This is a genomic window from Streptomyces sp. SID5643, from assembly GCF_009872555.1.
Lineage (GTDB): Bacteria > Actinomycetota > Actinomycetes > Streptomycetales > Streptomycetaceae > Streptomyces > Streptomyces iakyrus.
The window spans coordinates 26,916-40,469 of record NZ_WWIC01000176.1; the positions used below are offsets into that span (position 1 = coordinate 26,916).

The window sequence follows — 13,554 nt, forward strand, 5'->3', positions numbered from 1 at the left end:
CGACCACTCACGCAGGAGCGTCCATGACCGACCAGGCCGAGACCCCCGAGCAGGAGCCGTTCCCCAAGATCGACACCTCGGTGCCGCACTCGGCCCGGATCTGGAACTACTGGCTGGGCGGGAAGGACAACTACGAGGTCGACCGGGTGGCCGGTGACGCGTTCCGCGAGGTCTTCCCCGGCATCGAGACGGGCGCCCGCGCCGCCCGCTACTTCCTCGCCCGGGCCGTCCGCCACCTGGCCGCCGAGGAGGGCATCCGCCAGTTCCTGGACATCGGCACCGGCCTGCCCAACGTCGACAACACCCACCAGATCGCCCAGCGCGTGGCCCCGGAGAGCCGGATCGTCTACGTCGACAACGACCCCCTGGTGCTGGCCCACGCCCGCGCGCTGCTCACCAGCACGGCGGAAGGCGTCACCAACTACGTCGACGCCGACCTGCGCGAGCCGGGCACGATCGTCCGGGAGGCCGGGAAGACCCTGGACTTCGACCGGCCCGTCGCCCTCATGCTGATGGGCATCCTGGGCCACATCGAGGACCACGACGAAGCCCGCTCGATCGTCCGGCAGCTGGTGGACGCCCTGCCGCCCGGCAGCTACCTCGTGCAGTACGACTCGACCGACACGGACGAGGACTACGTCCGCGCCATCCAGCAGTACAACGACGGCGGTTCGATCCCGTACATCCTGCGCAGCCCCGAGCAGATCGCGCGCTACTTCGACGGTCTGGAGCTGCTCGAACCGGGCGTGGCCTCCTGCTCGCGCTGGCGCCCCGACGCGGCGGCCCTGGGCCTCCCCGCCGAGGTCCACCAGTACGGCGGCGTCGCCCGCAAGAACTGAGCGCTCAGGTCTCCTGAAGGATGCGGTGCAGGATGGTCGGGGTCTCGTCCGGCGACTCGGCTTCGACCACCAGCCGGTTCATGGCGTCCCAGTAGCACTCGATGTCGGCCGGCCGGTCGGGGTAGAGCGCGCCGGTGAGCTGCTCCAGGTAGACCACGTCGGGCAACTGCCCGCCGGGCAGCCGCAGAATGGTGACCGGCCCGCCCTCCGCGGCGTGCGCGCCGGCCGCGAACGGCAGGATCTGCACCGTGACATGCGGCAGCCGGCACATCTCGATGAGATGCCTGAGCTGCTCCCGCATCACACGCATACCGCCCACCGGGCGGCGCAGCGCCGCCTCGTCGATCACGGCCCACAGCCGGGTCGCCGGCTGCCGGTGCAGGATCCGCTGGCGGGCCATCCGCAGCGCGACCCGGCGATCGGTCTCCGCCGCCCCCGCGTCCGGGTGGGCGAGCCGGGCGTCGGCCCGGGCGTAGCCGGGGGTCTGCAGCAGGCCGGGGACGCGCTGGACCCGGAAGCAGCGGATGAGGCTCGCCGCCTGCTCGGCACCGAGGTAGGTCTGCGTCCAGGTGGGCACGACATCGCTGTAGTACCGCCACCAGGCAGGGGTGTTGGCCTGCTCGGCCAGCGCCAGCAAGGTGGCCCGCTCGGCCTCGTCGGTGACGCCGTAGAGGGTGAGCAGATCGGCGACGTCACGCAGTTTGAAACCGTGGCGGCCGGCCTCCATCCGGCTGATCTTGGAGGAGGAGGCACGGATGACGTGCCCGGCGTCCGCCCGGCCGATGCCCCGCTCCTCCCGCAGTCCGCGCAGCCGGGCGCCGAGGGCGAGCCGCGGCACCATGGGCCCGGTGCACCCGCCGTCCAGGGCCCCGCTACCGGTCGTCGTGCGTGCGGCCTCTTCGGTGCCCATGGGCGTCTCTCCCGGTGCGAGCGTTGCGTCCGACCATCCTAGGGGGCGCCCGGCAACGTCAAGAGCCCTGTGACGCGGGCATGTCCGGACGCGGAGTGGGTCCGCCGAAGGGAAGGTGGAGGGTGCGTGAGGCGAGCAGCCAGGTCCCGTCGCCGGCCCGGCGGAAGGCGTCCTCGTAGTGCCCGATCTGGACCGGCGGCCCGGCCGGGACGACACCGCCCTCGTAGCCGTCGACGCGGTACGTCGTGAAGTAGGAGACCGCCCGCGCCGTGTCCGGCGTTGTCACCGTGACCAGGACATTGGACATCATGCGGCGGGACAGCCGGTCGGCCGGACGGGATCCGAAGTACGCACGAAGAGCGTCGCGTCCCTCGACCCGCCGCCCGTCGTGCGGCCACTGCCAGACGCCGTCCTCCGTGAACAGCTCGGCGACGGAGGAGGGTTCGCCCAGGTCGAGCCGGTGGACGAAGTCCAGGATCAGGCGCTCGCAGGCGCGTTCGGCGAGGAGGTGCTCCATGGGGTCCATGGGGGTTCTTAGCATTCCTCCGGGCCATCCGGCGACACGGTTGCACCTGGCCTTGCCCGTTGCCTACACCGCCGCGTACCTCACCGGCTCGCTCCCCGGCACCGCCTCCGCCCGGCCCAGCTTCACCAGCCGCCGCAGATGCGCCTCGGCCTCCGAGACGGCGATGGTGCGGGAGCCGTACGGGATCTCGGCCCAGGGGCGGTTCCACTCCATGCGCTCGGCGAGCTGCCAGGGGGTGAGGGGCTCGGCGAGCAGCGCCAGCAGGTCCGTCAGGCGGGACTCGTGGTGGGTGAGCAACTCCCGTACGCGACCGGCGGCGTCGGAGAACGGGTGCTGGTGGGCCGGGAGGACCTCGGCGGGGGCCAGCCGGCCGACGCGCTCCAGGGAGTCGAGGTAGTCGCCCAGGGGGTCGGTGACGGTGGTGTCGTCCGGATCCTCGTAGAGGCCGATGTGCGGGGTGATGCCGGGCAGCAGGTGATCACCGGAGAACAGGCGGCCCCGGCCCGGGAGGTGTGCCGGGTGGGTCTCCTCCAAATGGAGGCAGACGTGGCCCGGTGTGTGCCCCGGGGTCCAGATCGCGCGCAGGCGGCGGCCGGGCAGCGCCAGGAGTTCGCCGGGGACGATGTCGCGGTCGGGCAGCGCGGGGGAGAGGCCGGGCAGGGCGCGGGGCCGGGGTGCCCGCAGCGGGGCGACGTGCTCCTCGGGCGCGCCGGCCGCGGCGAGCTTGGCCGCCATGTAGGTGAACCAGCGCTCGGGGCGGGCCTCCCGGGTCCGCCGCACGACCGCGGTGTCCGCCGCGTGCATCGCGATCCACGCGCCCGACACCTCCCGGACCCGGCCGGACAGGCCGTGGTGGTCCGGGTGATGGTGGGTGATGACCACGCCGTGGATCTCGGCGGCCGAGGTGCCGCAGGCCGTGAGGCCCTCCGCGAGGGTGTCCCAGGACTCCGGGTCGTCCCAGCCGGTGTCGATCAGCACCGGGCCGCGGTCGGTGTCGACGACGTACACCAGCGTGTGGCCGAGCGGGTTGTCCGGGATCGGGACCCGGAGGGACCGGACGCCTCCGCCGTGATCGGTCACCTGTGTCATGGGCTCCCCTGTCGCCGGCTCCTCGTCACTATAACTAGAACGGGTTCCAATAGGGGTCCCCCTGTGGTGCGCGGTCCGTGGACTCCTGCGGGCCGGGCTGGTATCAGTGGGCATATCTGATGAACCGTCAGAGAACGCTCCCGGGGAGGCAGTCGGCCATGACCGAGCTCGTGGAACACGGACAGCTGTTCATCGGCGGGGAGTTGACCGACCCCCTGGGCCAGGACGTCATCGAGGTGATCTCGCCGCACACCGAGGAGGTCATCGGGCGCGTCCCGCACGCCTCGACGGCGGATGTGGACCGGGCCGTGGCGGCGGCCCGGCGGGCGTTCGACGAGGGGCCCTGGCCGCGCATGAGCCTCGGCGAGCGGATCGAGGTCGTGGGCCGGATCAAGGACGCCATCGCTCTCCGGCACGACGAGATCGCCCGCGTGATCTCCGCCCAGAACGGCTCGCCGTACTCCTGGAGCGTCCTCGCCCAGGCCCTCGGCGCGGTGATGGTCTGGGACTCGGCGATCACCGTCGCCCGGAACTTCACCCACGAGGAGCGGCGCGACGGCGTGCTCGGCAAGATCCTCGTCCGGCGCGAGCCCGTCGGGGTCGTGGCCGCGGTGGTCCCCTGGAACGTCCCGCAGTTCGTCGCAGCCGCCAAGCTCGCCCCGGCCCTGCTCACCGGCTGCACGGTCGTCCTCAAGCCCTCGCCCGAATCGCCGCTCGACGCCTATCTGCTCGGCGAGATCGCCCGCGAGGCCGGGCTGCCGGAGGGCGTGCTGTCGATCCTGCCCGCCGACCGGGACGTCAGCGAGTACCTGGTCGGGCACCCCGGCGTCGACAAGGTCTCCTTCACCGGGTCGGTCGCGGCCGGCAAGCGCGTGATGGAGGTCGCCGCCCGCAATCTCACCCGCGTCACGCTCGAACTCGGCGGCAAGTCCGCGGCCGTCGTCCTGCCGGACGCGGACCTCGGGACGGCCGTCGCGGGCATCGCCCCCGCGGCCTGGATGAACAACGGACAGGCCTGTGTCGCCCAGACCCGCATCCTCCTGCCGCGCTCCCGCTACGACGAGTTCGCCGACGCCCTCGCCGCCGCTGCGGGCGCCCTGACGGTCGGCGACCCGCTGGACCCGGCGACCCAGGTGGGCCCCCTGGTGGCCCGGCGGCAGCAGCAGCGCAACCTCGACTACATCCGCATCGGCCAGGAGGAGGGCGCCAAGATCCTGACCGGCGGCGGACGCCCGGCCGGCCTGGACCGCGGCTGGTACGTCGAACCGACCCTCTTCGGCGACGTCGACAACTCCATGCGCATCGCCCGCGAGGAGATCTTCGGCCCGGTGATCTGCCTGCTGCCCTACGACGACGAGTCCGACGCCGTGAAGATCGCCAACGACTCCGACTACGGTCTGAGCGGCAGCGTGTGGACGGCTGACGTGGAGCACGGCATCGACATCGCCCGGCAGGTCCGTACGGGCACGTACTCCGTCAACACCTTCAGCCTGGACATGCTCGGCCCCTTCGGCGGCTACAAGAACTCGGGCCTCGGGCGGGAGTTCGGGCCCGAGGGGTACGGCGAGTACCTGGAGCACAAGATGATCCACCTCCCGGCGCAGGCCTAGCGATGGGCGACCGCTGGCACATCGAGGTCGACCGCTCCCTGTGCATCGGCTCGGCGCAGTGCCTCCATCACGCGCCCGACGGCTTCCGCCTGGACACCGCCCGCCAGTCCCGCCCCACGGCCCCCGACGTGGACGCGAACGAGCGGGTGCTGGAGGCGGCCGAATGCTGCCCGGCGGAGGCGATCACGATCACGCTGGGGGACAGCGGGGAGGCGGTGTTCCCGCCGGACGAGTAGCGCTCGTAGCGCCGTAGTGGCGCCCGAAAAATCATGAATCGAGGGGTTTCATTCCCTTGCCGGCGTTCTATCCTGGAAATCGGCCTACGAGGCGAGTGAGGGAGTCCGACCGGAGTAGCCGACATGGGCGGGAAGCTTCAGTTCCGGCTTCCGCTGGTGCCGACTGCGACGGTAGGGCTGAGAGGCCGGAAGGACGCAGGGCCGCGAGGCCGGGCGCCCGGAAGGCGACCCCCATCACCTGATCCGGACCATGCCGGCGAAGGGAACCCGTCTCGTAGGTCCTCGGTGTGTCCGGAGGGCTACGGAGCGGTCGGTGCCGTCAGGTCGATCAGACGGCACACCGTCTCGATGTCGATCTTCACCTGGGCGATCGAGGCCCGGCCCGACAGCCACGTGATCAGCGCCGAGTGCCAGGTGTGCTCGATGACCCGGACCGCCGAGAGCTGCTCGGGTGTCGGGTTCTCCTGACCCATCGCGTCCAGGATGATCGCCGTCGTCTGGCGGGAGACCTGGTCGACCTCGGGGCTCACGCTGCGGTCGGCGAAGGTGAGGGCCCGGACCATCGCGTCGGCCAGGTGCGGCTCGCGCTGGAGGGCGCGGAAGGCCCGCATCAGCGTCTCCGCGACCCGCTCGGCGGCCGTCTCGCCCTGCGGGGGCTTCTTCCGCAGGGTGCCGTGCATGTGCTCCAGCTGGTCCTGCATGGTGGCGACCAGCAGGTGGACCTTGGAAGGGAAGTACCGGTACAGCGTGCCGAGCGCCACCTGGGAGGACTCCGCGACCTCCCGCATCTGCACGGCGTCGAAGCCGCCCCGGCTGGCCAGCTGCGCACTCGCGTGCAGGATGCGGCGGCGGCGGGCCTCCTGCCGCTCCGTGAGGGGCGGGGAGGCGGGGGCTGCCGCTCTGGCTTCCACCTTGGCCGGCTTGTTCACCTTGGCGCTCACCTTGGCTTCCGCGGGCATGTGTCGGTCCCGTTCCGTGACCGTCCGTGAGGACGAGTGATCACACAGCATGGCACGGCGCCGGCCGTGGCGTGAATCACCTGATCCACTGCTCACAGCACCCCTACCTGCCGGTAGATTCAGAGCCTCCGAACGATCAAGTCTGAAACTTGTTCTAGATTAGCGTCCCGGCGTAATCTCGCGGGACAGTGCAGGGAGAAGGGGGCCCAGAGTGACCGCTGAGGCCAGTCAGGCCGGGGCTACGGAGGGCCCCGCCGCCGACGGCTTGCGACCGCTCCACATCGCGCTCCTCACCTACAAAGGAAACCCGTTCTGCGGCGGACAGGGCGTCTATGTCCGGCATCTCTCCCGCGAACTGGCCCGCCTCGGCCACCGGGTCGAGGTCATCGGCGCCCAGCCCTACCCCGTCCTCGACGAGGGCTATGACGGGCTGCGTCTCACCGAGCTGCCCAGCCTCGACCTGTACCGCCAGCCGGATCCCTTCCGCACACCGGGACGCGGCGAGTACCGCGACTGGATCGACGCGCTGGAAGTCGCGACGATGTGGACGGGCGGCTTCCCCGAACCGCTGACCTTCTCGCTGCGTGCCCGCCGCCATCTGCGCGCCCGCCGCGGCGAGTTCGACGTCGTGCACGACAACCAGACCCTCGGCTACGGCCTGCTGGGCGATGTCGGCGCACCCCTGGTGACGACCGTCCACCACCCCATCACCGTCGACCGGCAGCTGGAGCTGGACGCTGCGGACGGCTGGAAGCGGCGCGCCTCGGTACGGCGGTGGTACGGCTTCACGCGCATGCAGAAGCGCGTCGCGCGTCGGCTGCCGTCCGTGCTCACCGTGTCCGGCACCTCGCAGCAGGAGATCATCGACCACCTCGGCGTCCGGCCGGACCGCATCCACGTCGTCCACATCGGCGCCGACACCGACCTGTTCTCGCCCGACCCCTCGGTGCCGGTCGTGCCGGGGCGGATCGTGACGACCTCCAGCGCGGACGTGCCGCTGAAGGGCCTGGTGCACCTCGTCGAGGCACTGGCCAAGGTGCGGACCGAGCACCCCGGCGCCCATCTCGTCGTCGTCGGCAAGCGTCCCACCGAAGGGCCGGTCGCCCAGGCGATGGAGCGCTACGGCCTCGCCGGGGCCGTCGAGTTCGTCAAGGGCATCTCCGACGCGGAACTCGTCGACCTCGTGCGCTCGGCGCAGGTCGCCTGCGTGCCGTCGCTCTACGAGGGCTTCTCGCTCCCGGCCGCCGAGGCCATGGCGACGGGCACGCCCCTGCTCGCCACGACCGGCGGCGCCATTCCGGAGGTCGCCGGCCGTGACGGCGAGACCTGCCTCGCGGTACCGCCCGGCGACGCGGGCGCGCTCGCCGCGGGCCTGGGCCGGCTGCTGGGCGACGCGGAGCTGCGCGCCCGCCTCGGCGCGGCCGGGCGCGAACGGGTCCTGCGGCACTTCACCTGGGCCAGGGCCGCGGAGGGCACGGTGGCCCGCTACCGCGAGGCGATCGACCGGGCCGGGGTGCGCACCGTCCCGCACACTTCCGGCCTTTCGGCCCCCTCGGCCGGTGCCGCAGCCGTAGCCCCGGCAGGCACAGCCGGTGCTGTCCCCGCAGCCCCGGCAGATGTAGAAGGCGTCAACTCCGAAAGCAGGGCCACGTGCTGACCGTCGACTTCTCCCGGTTCCCGCTCGCCCCGGGCGACCGCGTCCTGGACCTCGGCTGCGGTGCCGGCCGGCACGCCTTCGAGTGCTACCGGCGGGGCGCGCAGGTCGTGGCCCTGGACCAGAACGCCGACGAGATCCGCGAGGTCGCCAAGTGGTTCGCGGCGATGAAGGAGGCCGGCGAGGCCCCCGAGGGCGCCACCGCCACGGCCATGGAGGGCGACGCCCTCGCGCTGCCCTTCCCCGACGAGTCCTTCGACGTCGTGATCATCTCCGAGGTGATGGAGCACATCCCGGACGACAAGGGCGTCCTCGCGGAGATGGTGCGGGTGCTGAAGCCCGGCGGGCGCATCGCCGTCACCGTCCCGCGCTACGGGCCCGAGAAGGTCTGCTGGGCCCTCTCCGACGCCTACCACGAGGTCGAGGGCGGCCACATCCGCATCTACAAGGCCGACGAGCTGGTGGAGAAGATCCGCGAGGCCGGCCTGGAGCCCTACGGCACGCACCACGCCCACGCCCTGCACTCGCCCTACTGGTGGCTCAAGTGCGCCTTCGGCGTCGACAACGACAAGGCGCTGCCGGTGCGGGCGTACCACAAGCTGCTCGTCTGGGACATCATGAAGAAGCCGCTGGCCACCCGGGTCGCCGAGCAGGCGCTGAACCCGCTGATCGGCAAGAGCTTCGTGGCGTACGCGACCAAGCCGCACCTGCCCCGGGTGGACGCCAAGTGACGACCCCCCGGACAGAACACCTCGTCCTGCCCGGGGTCCTCACCGCCGGGCAGGCCGCCGCGACCGTCGCCGGCATCCTCGCCGTGCAGCGCGAGGACGGCGCGATCCCCTGGTTCCGGGGGCACCACCTCGACCCGTGGGACCACGTCGAAGCGGCCATGGCACTCGACACGGCCGGTGAGCACGAGGCCGCCGAACGCGCCTACCTGTGGCTGGCCCGGCACCAGAACGAGGACGGCTCCTGGTATGCCGCCTACACCGACGGCGACCCCGACGCGGTCACCGACCGGGGCCGGGAAACCAACTTCGTCGCCTACATAGCCGTCGGCGTCTGGCACCACTACCTCTCCACCGGCGACGACGCGTTCCTGGACCGGATGTGGCCGGCGGTGTACGCGGCCGTGGAGTTCGTGCTGCGCCTCCAGCAGCCCGGCGGGCAGATCGGCTGGCGGCGCGACGACGACGGTACGCAGACGACGGACGCCCTGCTGACGGGCAGCTCCTCCATCCACCACGCGCTGCGCTGCGCCCTGGCCATCGCCGAGCAGCGTGAAGAGGCCCAACCCGACTGGGAGCTGGCGGCGGGTGCGCTGCGGCACGCCATACGCCACCACCCCGAGCGGTTCCTCGACAAGAACCGGTACTCGATGGACTGGTACTACCCGGTGCTCGGCGGTGCGCTGACCGGCGCGGAGGCCAAGGCCAGGATCGAGGGAGACTGGGACCGGTTCGTCGTCCCCGGGCTGGGCGTGCGGTGCGTGGTGCCGAATCCGTGGGTGACGGGGGGTGAGTCGGCCGAACTCGCGCTGGCGCTCTGGGCGATGGGGGAGTCCGACCGGGCGTTGGAGATCCTTCAGTCGATCCGGCATCTGCGGGACGAGGACAGCGGGCTGTACTGGACCGGGTACGTGTTCGACGACGACGCGATCTGGCCGCGGGAGTTGACGACGTGGACGGCGGGGTCGTTGTTGCTGGCCGTGGCCGCGTTGGGGGGTCACGAGGCCACGTGCCAGGTGTTCGGTGGGGACTTGCCTGTGGGGCTTGAGTCGGACTGCTGCGCCTAGGAGCTCGGAGGGCTCGCCAGTTGTGCGGGCGCGGGTTGTGTGGGTTTGCTCGCGCAGTTCCCCGCGCCCCTTCGGGCGAGCCCCTCTGGGCGTTGTCAGTGGCGGACCCTGTTGGCGATCGCGTGGCCCACGAACAGGTAGACCACCGCCGCCAGGCCGTAACCGCAGACCACTCGGGCCCACGCCTCGTCGAAGGTGAACAGGTCGTGCGACCAGCCGGCGAGCCAGCGGGCCGCGTCGTGGATGAACTGGACGAACGAGTTGCCGGGGTTCGCGTCCAGCAGGTACATCAGGATCCAGAGACCCAGGATCAGGGCCATGATGTCGGCCACGACCGCCACGATCGTGCCGGCTTGCGTCGCACCGTTGCGATATCGAGGGGACATACCTTCCGGATTGCCCTTGAACTCTGGATGAAACCAGGGGATTCGCTCAGGCGTTCAACTCGGCGAGCACCCGCAGGGTGTGCGGATCGGGGCTGAGCACGAGGAGGTCCGTCACCGGGCCCTGGCGCCACGACTCCAGCCGCTCGGCGATGCGTTCACGCGGGCCGACCAGGGAGATCTCGTCGGCGAAGGCGTCGGGGACCGCCAGCACGGCCTCCTGTCTGCGGCCGGAGAGGAACAGCTCCTGGATGCGGCGGGCCTCGGCCTCGTAGCCCATGCGGGCCATCAGGTCGGCGTGGAAGTTGCGGGCCGCGTGGCCCATGCCGCCGATGTAGAAGCCGAGCATCGCCTTGACGGGCAGCAGGCCCTCGGCGACGTCGTCGCAGACCCGGACCTGGGCCATGGGGGCGACCAGGAACCCCTCGGGCAGGTCGCCCAGGGCCGGACCGTAGACCTCCGGCCGGGTCGGCGACCAGTACAGCGGCAGCCAGCCGTCGGCGATCCGGGTCGTCTGGGCGACGTTCTTCGGGCCCTCGGCGCCCAGCAGGACGGGCAGATCGGCGCGGAGCGGGTGCGTGATCGGCTTGAGGGGTTTGCCGAGGCCTGTCGCGTCGGGGCCCCGGTAGGGGTGGGAGTGGAAGCGGCCCGCCAGTTCGACGGGGGCCTCGCGGCGCAGCACCTGCCGCAGGACGTCGACGTACTCGCGGGTGGCGGTGAGCGGCGAGGCGGGAAACGGGCGGCCGTACCAGCCCTCGACGACCTGCGGGCCGGAGAGGCCGAGGCCCAGCATCATGCGGCCGCCGGACAGGTGGTCCAGGGTGAGGGCGTGCATCGCGGTCGTCACCGGTGACCGGGCCGCCATCTGCGCGACCGCCGTGCCGAGCCGGATCCGTGAGGTGTGGGCCGCGATCCAGGTGAGCGGGGTGAACGCGTCCGAGCCCCAGGACTCCGCCGTCCAGACCGAGTCGTAGCCGAGCCGTTCGGCTTCCTGTGCGAGGCGCACGTGGTCGGGGGAGGGGCCGCGGCCCCAGTAGCCGAGCGCGAGACCGAGCCGCATGCCTGCCTCCTGACGGTGTGTCAGCTGACGGGTCGCCGACTGTACGACAACGGCCCCCCGCCCGGAAGGGCGAGGGGCCGAGAGGCGCTGAAGGGCTCAGCCGCGCTGGATGCCCGACGTGTCCTGAAGGACGCCGCGGCGGCCGTCCTGCGTCTGGGCGACCAGGGCCGCACCGCGCTGCTCGACGGCCAGGTACCAGGTCCCGGGGGCGAGTTCGGCGATCGGCGTGGGCGAGCCGTCCTCCGCGAACAGCGGCCGCGGCACCGGCACCGCGAACCAGAACGGGGAGAAGTCCCCGGCCGGCTGCTGCGGCTGCGGCTGGGCCTGCGCCTGCTGGGGCTGGCCGCCGAACGGCTGCCCGGGCTGCCCCGGCTGCGGCTGGCCGTAACCGCCGGGCTGCTGCGCGCCCGGGTAGCCGTAACCACCGGGAGGCTGCGCGCCGTAGGGCTGCGGGGAGGCCGGACGGGGGGCCGGGAGCAGGGCGCCCTTGAGGGCCGGGACGAGGGGGGTGGCGAGGGCGGCGGCGGCCATCAGCAGCGTGGCGACGAGGGCGAGGAACATGCCGATGCCGGGGCTCGGGGCGCCGGAGCTGCCGTTCTCGCCGATGTTGTCGAAGCCGCCCGGCACGTCGAAGATGTTGCCGAGCGCGCTCCACGCGGCGAACACCGTGAAGGCGATGCCGAACGGGACGAGTTCCAGCCCCGCGACCTTCGGGGCCTGCGGAAGGCCCCGGCCGACGACGACGAGCGCGGCGCCGATGATCCCGGCCAGCACGACGCTGAACACGACCGGGCCGCTGCCCCACAGGCTGGGGAGGTCGACGCTGTCGGGGACATTGTCGAACGAGTAGAGGTCGAGGAACGACGCGATCAACAGCAATACCGCTGCTCCGATCACCACGCCGTCGCCCCGAGTGAGGGAGCGGATATTCACTTCAGGTCCTTCGTAGGTCGTCTCATCGTCGGTAGAGGCGTCGCTGTCACCATGCCGCCGTCCGGACTCGGTGTGAAGCGCGGGGGTGGCCCCTCATCGTAAGGAGGACCCTATCGTCCGCCCCATCAGGGTGTCCGCCGGGATCTGCCGGCCTCGGACTACCCGCGCAGAAAACTCACGATTCCCTCGGAGATCCCTTGCGCCGCCTTCTGTCGCCACGCGCCGCTGGTGAGCAACGCAGCGTCCTTGCTATCGCGCATGTTGCCGCACTCGATGAACACCTTCGGAACCGTTGACAGATTGAGACCGCCCAGGTCCTTACGCGTGACGAGACCGCCGCCGTCGCCGACGTAGTTGGAGGGCGCGCTGCCGGTGACCGCGACGAAACGGCCCGCGACGCGCTCGCCGAGGTCGCGGGAGGGGCCGACGATCGCCCGGGTGTCCGCGGCACCCGCGTCGACCGAACCGGGCAGGATCACGTGGAAGCCGCGGTTGCCGGCCCCCGAGCCGTCCGCGTGGATCGAGACGACCGCATCGGCCTTCGCCTGGTTCCCGATCCGGGCCCGCTCGTCCACGCACGGCCCGTACGGCCGGTCGTCGTCCTGGGTCAGCTTCACCGTGGCGCCCTGCTTCTCCAGCAGCGTGCGCATCCGGTGCGCCACGTCCAGCGTGAACGTCGCCTCGGTGTAACCGTCGTTGGTGGACGTGCCCGTGGTGTCGCACTCCTTCGAGTTCGTCCCGATGTCCACCTTGCGGTTGATCTCGGCGGCGTGCCGGAAGTTGCCCGGGTTGTGCCCCGGGTCGATGACGACGACCTTGCCCTTGAGCGGGCCGGTGGCGGCGGGCGCGGAGGCCGAGGGCGTGGCGGTGGGCTCCGGTGAGGCACCCGGCTCCTTGGCGTCGTCGGAGGGCGCGCTCGACGCGACGGGAGGGGAGGACCGTACGGTCGCCCGGTCCGAACCCCCGTCGTCCCCCGGGCCGCCCACCGTCTCGTACACCAGCCAGCCGAGCAGCGCCCCCGGCACCAGCGCGGCGAGCGCGACGGTCAGGGGGCCCCGGCGGGGGCGGCGGTTCTGGGGAGGTTCGAAGTCCGGGCCTGCGTACGACACGCCTGCCACCCTAGCGGCCACGCGCGGGGGCAGCGGGCCGAGGACGGCCCGACGGTGTGGCGGCTACGCCCCGTTCCCGTCGGCGTCCCCGTGCCGTACCGCCTCCTTCACCCGCGCCTCCACCTCCTGGCGCGGTGTGCCCTCCTGCTTCGCGTACCCGGTCACCGCCGCCTGGACGTCCCGGGCGAGATCGCGCCAGGCGCGCCAGGCCGTCTCCCAGGTGGTGGTCTGCTGGTCGCTCCACTTGGTCTGGGTGGGCGGCCCGTAGGCGTCCTGGAGGTGACGCACGCGGGCGTACGCCTCGTCCGCCGCGCGCTGCTTCTCCACGAGCTCTGCGAAGGTGTGTGCCACGCGCCCGGATCCTTGGGCAGTGGCGGTCGTCCGCCGACGCGCCACGCCGCCCGTGGGCCGACCGGGCAGGGGTGCGGAGGGCGCAGTTCACCCGCCCAGC

At 72.0% G+C, this 13,554-nt stretch carries 15 protein-coding genes; 6 read left to right on the forward strand and 9 right to left on the reverse strand.

Going from position 1 to position 13,554, the window contains the following annotated elements; translation table 11 throughout:
* Nucleotides 1-23: 23 nt before the first annotated feature.
* On the forward strand, nt 24-839 hold the full coding sequence (locus GTY56_RS21080; protein WP_161366916.1) for an SAM-dependent methyltransferase: 816 nt from the start codon (nt 24-26) through the stop codon (nt 837-839).
* A gap of 4 nt (nt 840-843) precedes the next feature.
* Here GTY56_RS21080 and GTY56_RS21085 read toward each other — a convergent pair whose 3' ends face one another.
* The 3 genes from GTY56_RS21085 to GTY56_RS21095 form a co-directional block, all read right to left on the reverse strand.
* Nucleotides 844-1,749 carry a Sco1979 family transcriptional regulator gene (locus GTY56_RS21085; RefSeq protein ID WP_161366917.1) on the reverse strand — a complete coding sequence of 302 codons (906 nt, stop codon included), beginning with the start codon at nt 1,747-1,749 and terminating at the stop codon, nt 844-846.
* Nucleotides 1,750-1,807: 58 nt separating this feature from the next.
* Nucleotides 1,808-2,275: a nuclear transport factor 2 family protein gene (locus GTY56_RS21090; RefSeq protein ID WP_161366918.1), complete on the reverse strand. Its 468-nt coding sequence runs from the start codon at nt 2,273-2,275 to the stop codon at nt 1,808-1,810.
* A gap of 63 nt (nt 2,276-2,338) precedes the next feature.
* A complete protein-coding gene (locus GTY56_RS21095; protein WP_161366919.1) occupies nt 2,339-3,364 on the reverse strand; it encodes a Strvi_7410 family MBL fold metallo-hydrolase in 1,026 nt (341 codons plus the stop codon).
* A gap of 158 nt (nt 3,365-3,522) precedes the next feature.
* Here GTY56_RS21095 and GTY56_RS21100 point away from each other — a divergent pair, with 158 nt between their 5' ends.
* Entirely contained in the window at nt 3,523-4,974 is a 1,452-nt protein-coding gene (locus tag GTY56_RS21100; protein ID WP_161366920.1) for an aldehyde dehydrogenase, read from the forward strand.
* A gap of 2 nt (nt 4,975-4,976) precedes the next feature.
* Nucleotides 4,977-5,210 carry a ferredoxin gene (locus tag GTY56_RS21105; RefSeq protein WP_161366921.1) on the forward strand — a complete coding sequence of 78 codons (234 nt, stop codon included), beginning with the start codon at nt 4,977-4,979 and terminating at the stop codon, nt 5,208-5,210.
* 299 nt (nt 5,211-5,509) lie between these two features.
* Here the strand turns inward: GTY56_RS21105 and GTY56_RS21110 are convergent, their stop codons facing one another.
* Nucleotides 5,510-6,169, reverse strand: a complete 660-nt coding sequence (locus tag GTY56_RS21110; RefSeq protein ID WP_161366922.1) for a TetR family transcriptional regulator — start codon at nt 6,167-6,169, stop codon at nt 5,510-5,512.
* Nucleotides 6,170-6,380: 211 nt separating this feature from the next.
* Here GTY56_RS21110 and GTY56_RS21115 point away from each other — a divergent pair, with 211 nt between their 5' ends.
* From GTY56_RS21115 to GTY56_RS21125, 3 genes are read left to right on the forward strand one after another with little or no spacing between them, the layout of a single operon-like run.
* Nucleotides 6,381-7,826 carry a glycosyltransferase gene (locus GTY56_RS21115; protein ID WP_161366923.1) on the forward strand — a complete coding sequence of 482 codons (1,446 nt, stop codon included), beginning with the start codon at nt 6,381-6,383 and terminating at the stop codon, nt 7,824-7,826.
* Nucleotides 7,820-8,554 carry a class I SAM-dependent methyltransferase gene (locus GTY56_RS21120; protein WP_161366924.1) on the forward strand — a complete coding sequence of 245 codons (735 nt, stop codon included), beginning with the start codon at nt 7,820-7,822 and terminating at the stop codon, nt 8,552-8,554. The genes GTY56_RS21115 and GTY56_RS21120 overlap by 7 nt, the downstream gene beginning before the upstream one ends.
* On the forward strand, nt 8,551-9,618 hold the full coding sequence (locus tag GTY56_RS21125; protein ID WP_161366925.1) for a prenyltransferase/squalene oxidase repeat-containing protein: 1,068 nt from the start codon (nt 8,551-8,553) through the stop codon (nt 9,616-9,618). Before GTY56_RS21120 ends, GTY56_RS21125 begins: the two co-directional genes overlap by 4 nt.
* Nucleotides 9,619-9,713: 95 nt before the next feature.
* Here GTY56_RS21125 and GTY56_RS21130 read toward each other — a convergent pair whose 3' ends face one another.
* The 5 genes from GTY56_RS21130 to GTY56_RS21150 all read right to left on the reverse strand — a co-directional run bounded on the left by GTY56_RS21130 (nt 9,714) and on the right by GTY56_RS21150 (nt 13,454).
* Nucleotides 9,714-10,004, reverse strand: a complete 291-nt coding sequence (locus GTY56_RS21130; RefSeq protein WP_161366926.1) for a hypothetical protein — start codon at nt 10,002-10,004, stop codon at nt 9,714-9,716.
* A gap of 46 nt (nt 10,005-10,050) precedes the next feature.
* Nucleotides 10,051-11,061: an LLM class F420-dependent oxidoreductase gene (locus GTY56_RS21135; protein WP_161366927.1), complete on the reverse strand. Its 1,011-nt coding sequence runs from the start codon at nt 11,059-11,061 to the stop codon at nt 10,051-10,053.
* 96 nt (nt 11,062-11,157) lie between these two features.
* The gene (locus tag GTY56_RS21140; protein WP_161366928.1) at nt 11,158-11,994 is read right to left on the reverse strand and encodes a hypothetical protein; all 837 of its coding nucleotides are present in this window, start codon (nt 11,992-11,994) and stop codon (nt 11,158-11,160) included.
* Nucleotides 11,995-12,152: 158 nt separating this feature from the next.
* Entirely contained in the window at nt 12,153-13,103 is a 951-nt protein-coding gene (locus tag GTY56_RS21145) for an N-acetylmuramoyl-L-alanine amidase (protein ID WP_161366929.1), read from the reverse strand.
* Between the two features lie 63 nt (nt 13,104-13,166).
* Nucleotides 13,167-13,454 carry a hypothetical protein gene (locus GTY56_RS21150; protein WP_161366930.1) on the reverse strand — a complete coding sequence of 96 codons (288 nt, stop codon included), beginning with the start codon at nt 13,452-13,454 and terminating at the stop codon, nt 13,167-13,169.
* Nucleotides 13,455-13,554 lie beyond the last annotated feature (100 nt).

Excerpts from the sequence above, each read along its gene's own strand:
- GTY56_RS21095 (WP_161366919.1), bottom strand. The coding sequence starts at position 3,364 with ATGACACAGGTGACCGATCACGGCGGAGGCGTCCGGTCCCTCCGGGTC.
- GTY56_RS21105 (WP_161366921.1), top strand. The coding sequence starts at position 4,977 with ATGGGCGACCGCTGGCACATCGAGGTCGACCGCTCCCTGTGCATCGGC.
- GTY56_RS21110 (WP_161366922.1), bottom strand. The coding sequence starts at position 6,169 with ATGCCCGCGGAAGCCAAGGTGAGCGCCAAGGTGAACAAGCCGGCCAAG.
- GTY56_RS21135 (WP_161366927.1), bottom strand. The coding sequence starts at position 11,061 with ATGCGGCTCGGTCTCGCGCTCGGCTACTGGGGCCGCGGCCCCTCCCCC.
- GTY56_RS21080 (WP_161366916.1), top strand. The coding sequence starts at position 24 with ATGACCGACCAGGCCGAGACCCCCGAGCAGGAGCCGTTCCCCAAGATC.
- GTY56_RS21085 (WP_161366917.1), bottom strand. The coding sequence starts at position 1,749 with ATGGGCACCGAAGAGGCCGCACGCACGACGACCGGTAGCGGGGCCCTG.
- GTY56_RS21130 (WP_161366926.1), bottom strand. The coding sequence starts at position 10,004 with ATGTCCCCTCGATATCGCAACGGTGCGACGCAAGCCGGCACGATCGTG.
- GTY56_RS21100 (WP_161366920.1), top strand. The coding sequence starts at position 3,523 with ATGACCGAGCTCGTGGAACACGGACAGCTGTTCATCGGCGGGGAGTTG.
- GTY56_RS21090 (WP_161366918.1), bottom strand. The coding sequence starts at position 2,275 with ATGGACCCCATGGAGCACCTCCTCGCCGAACGCGCCTGCGAGCGCCTG.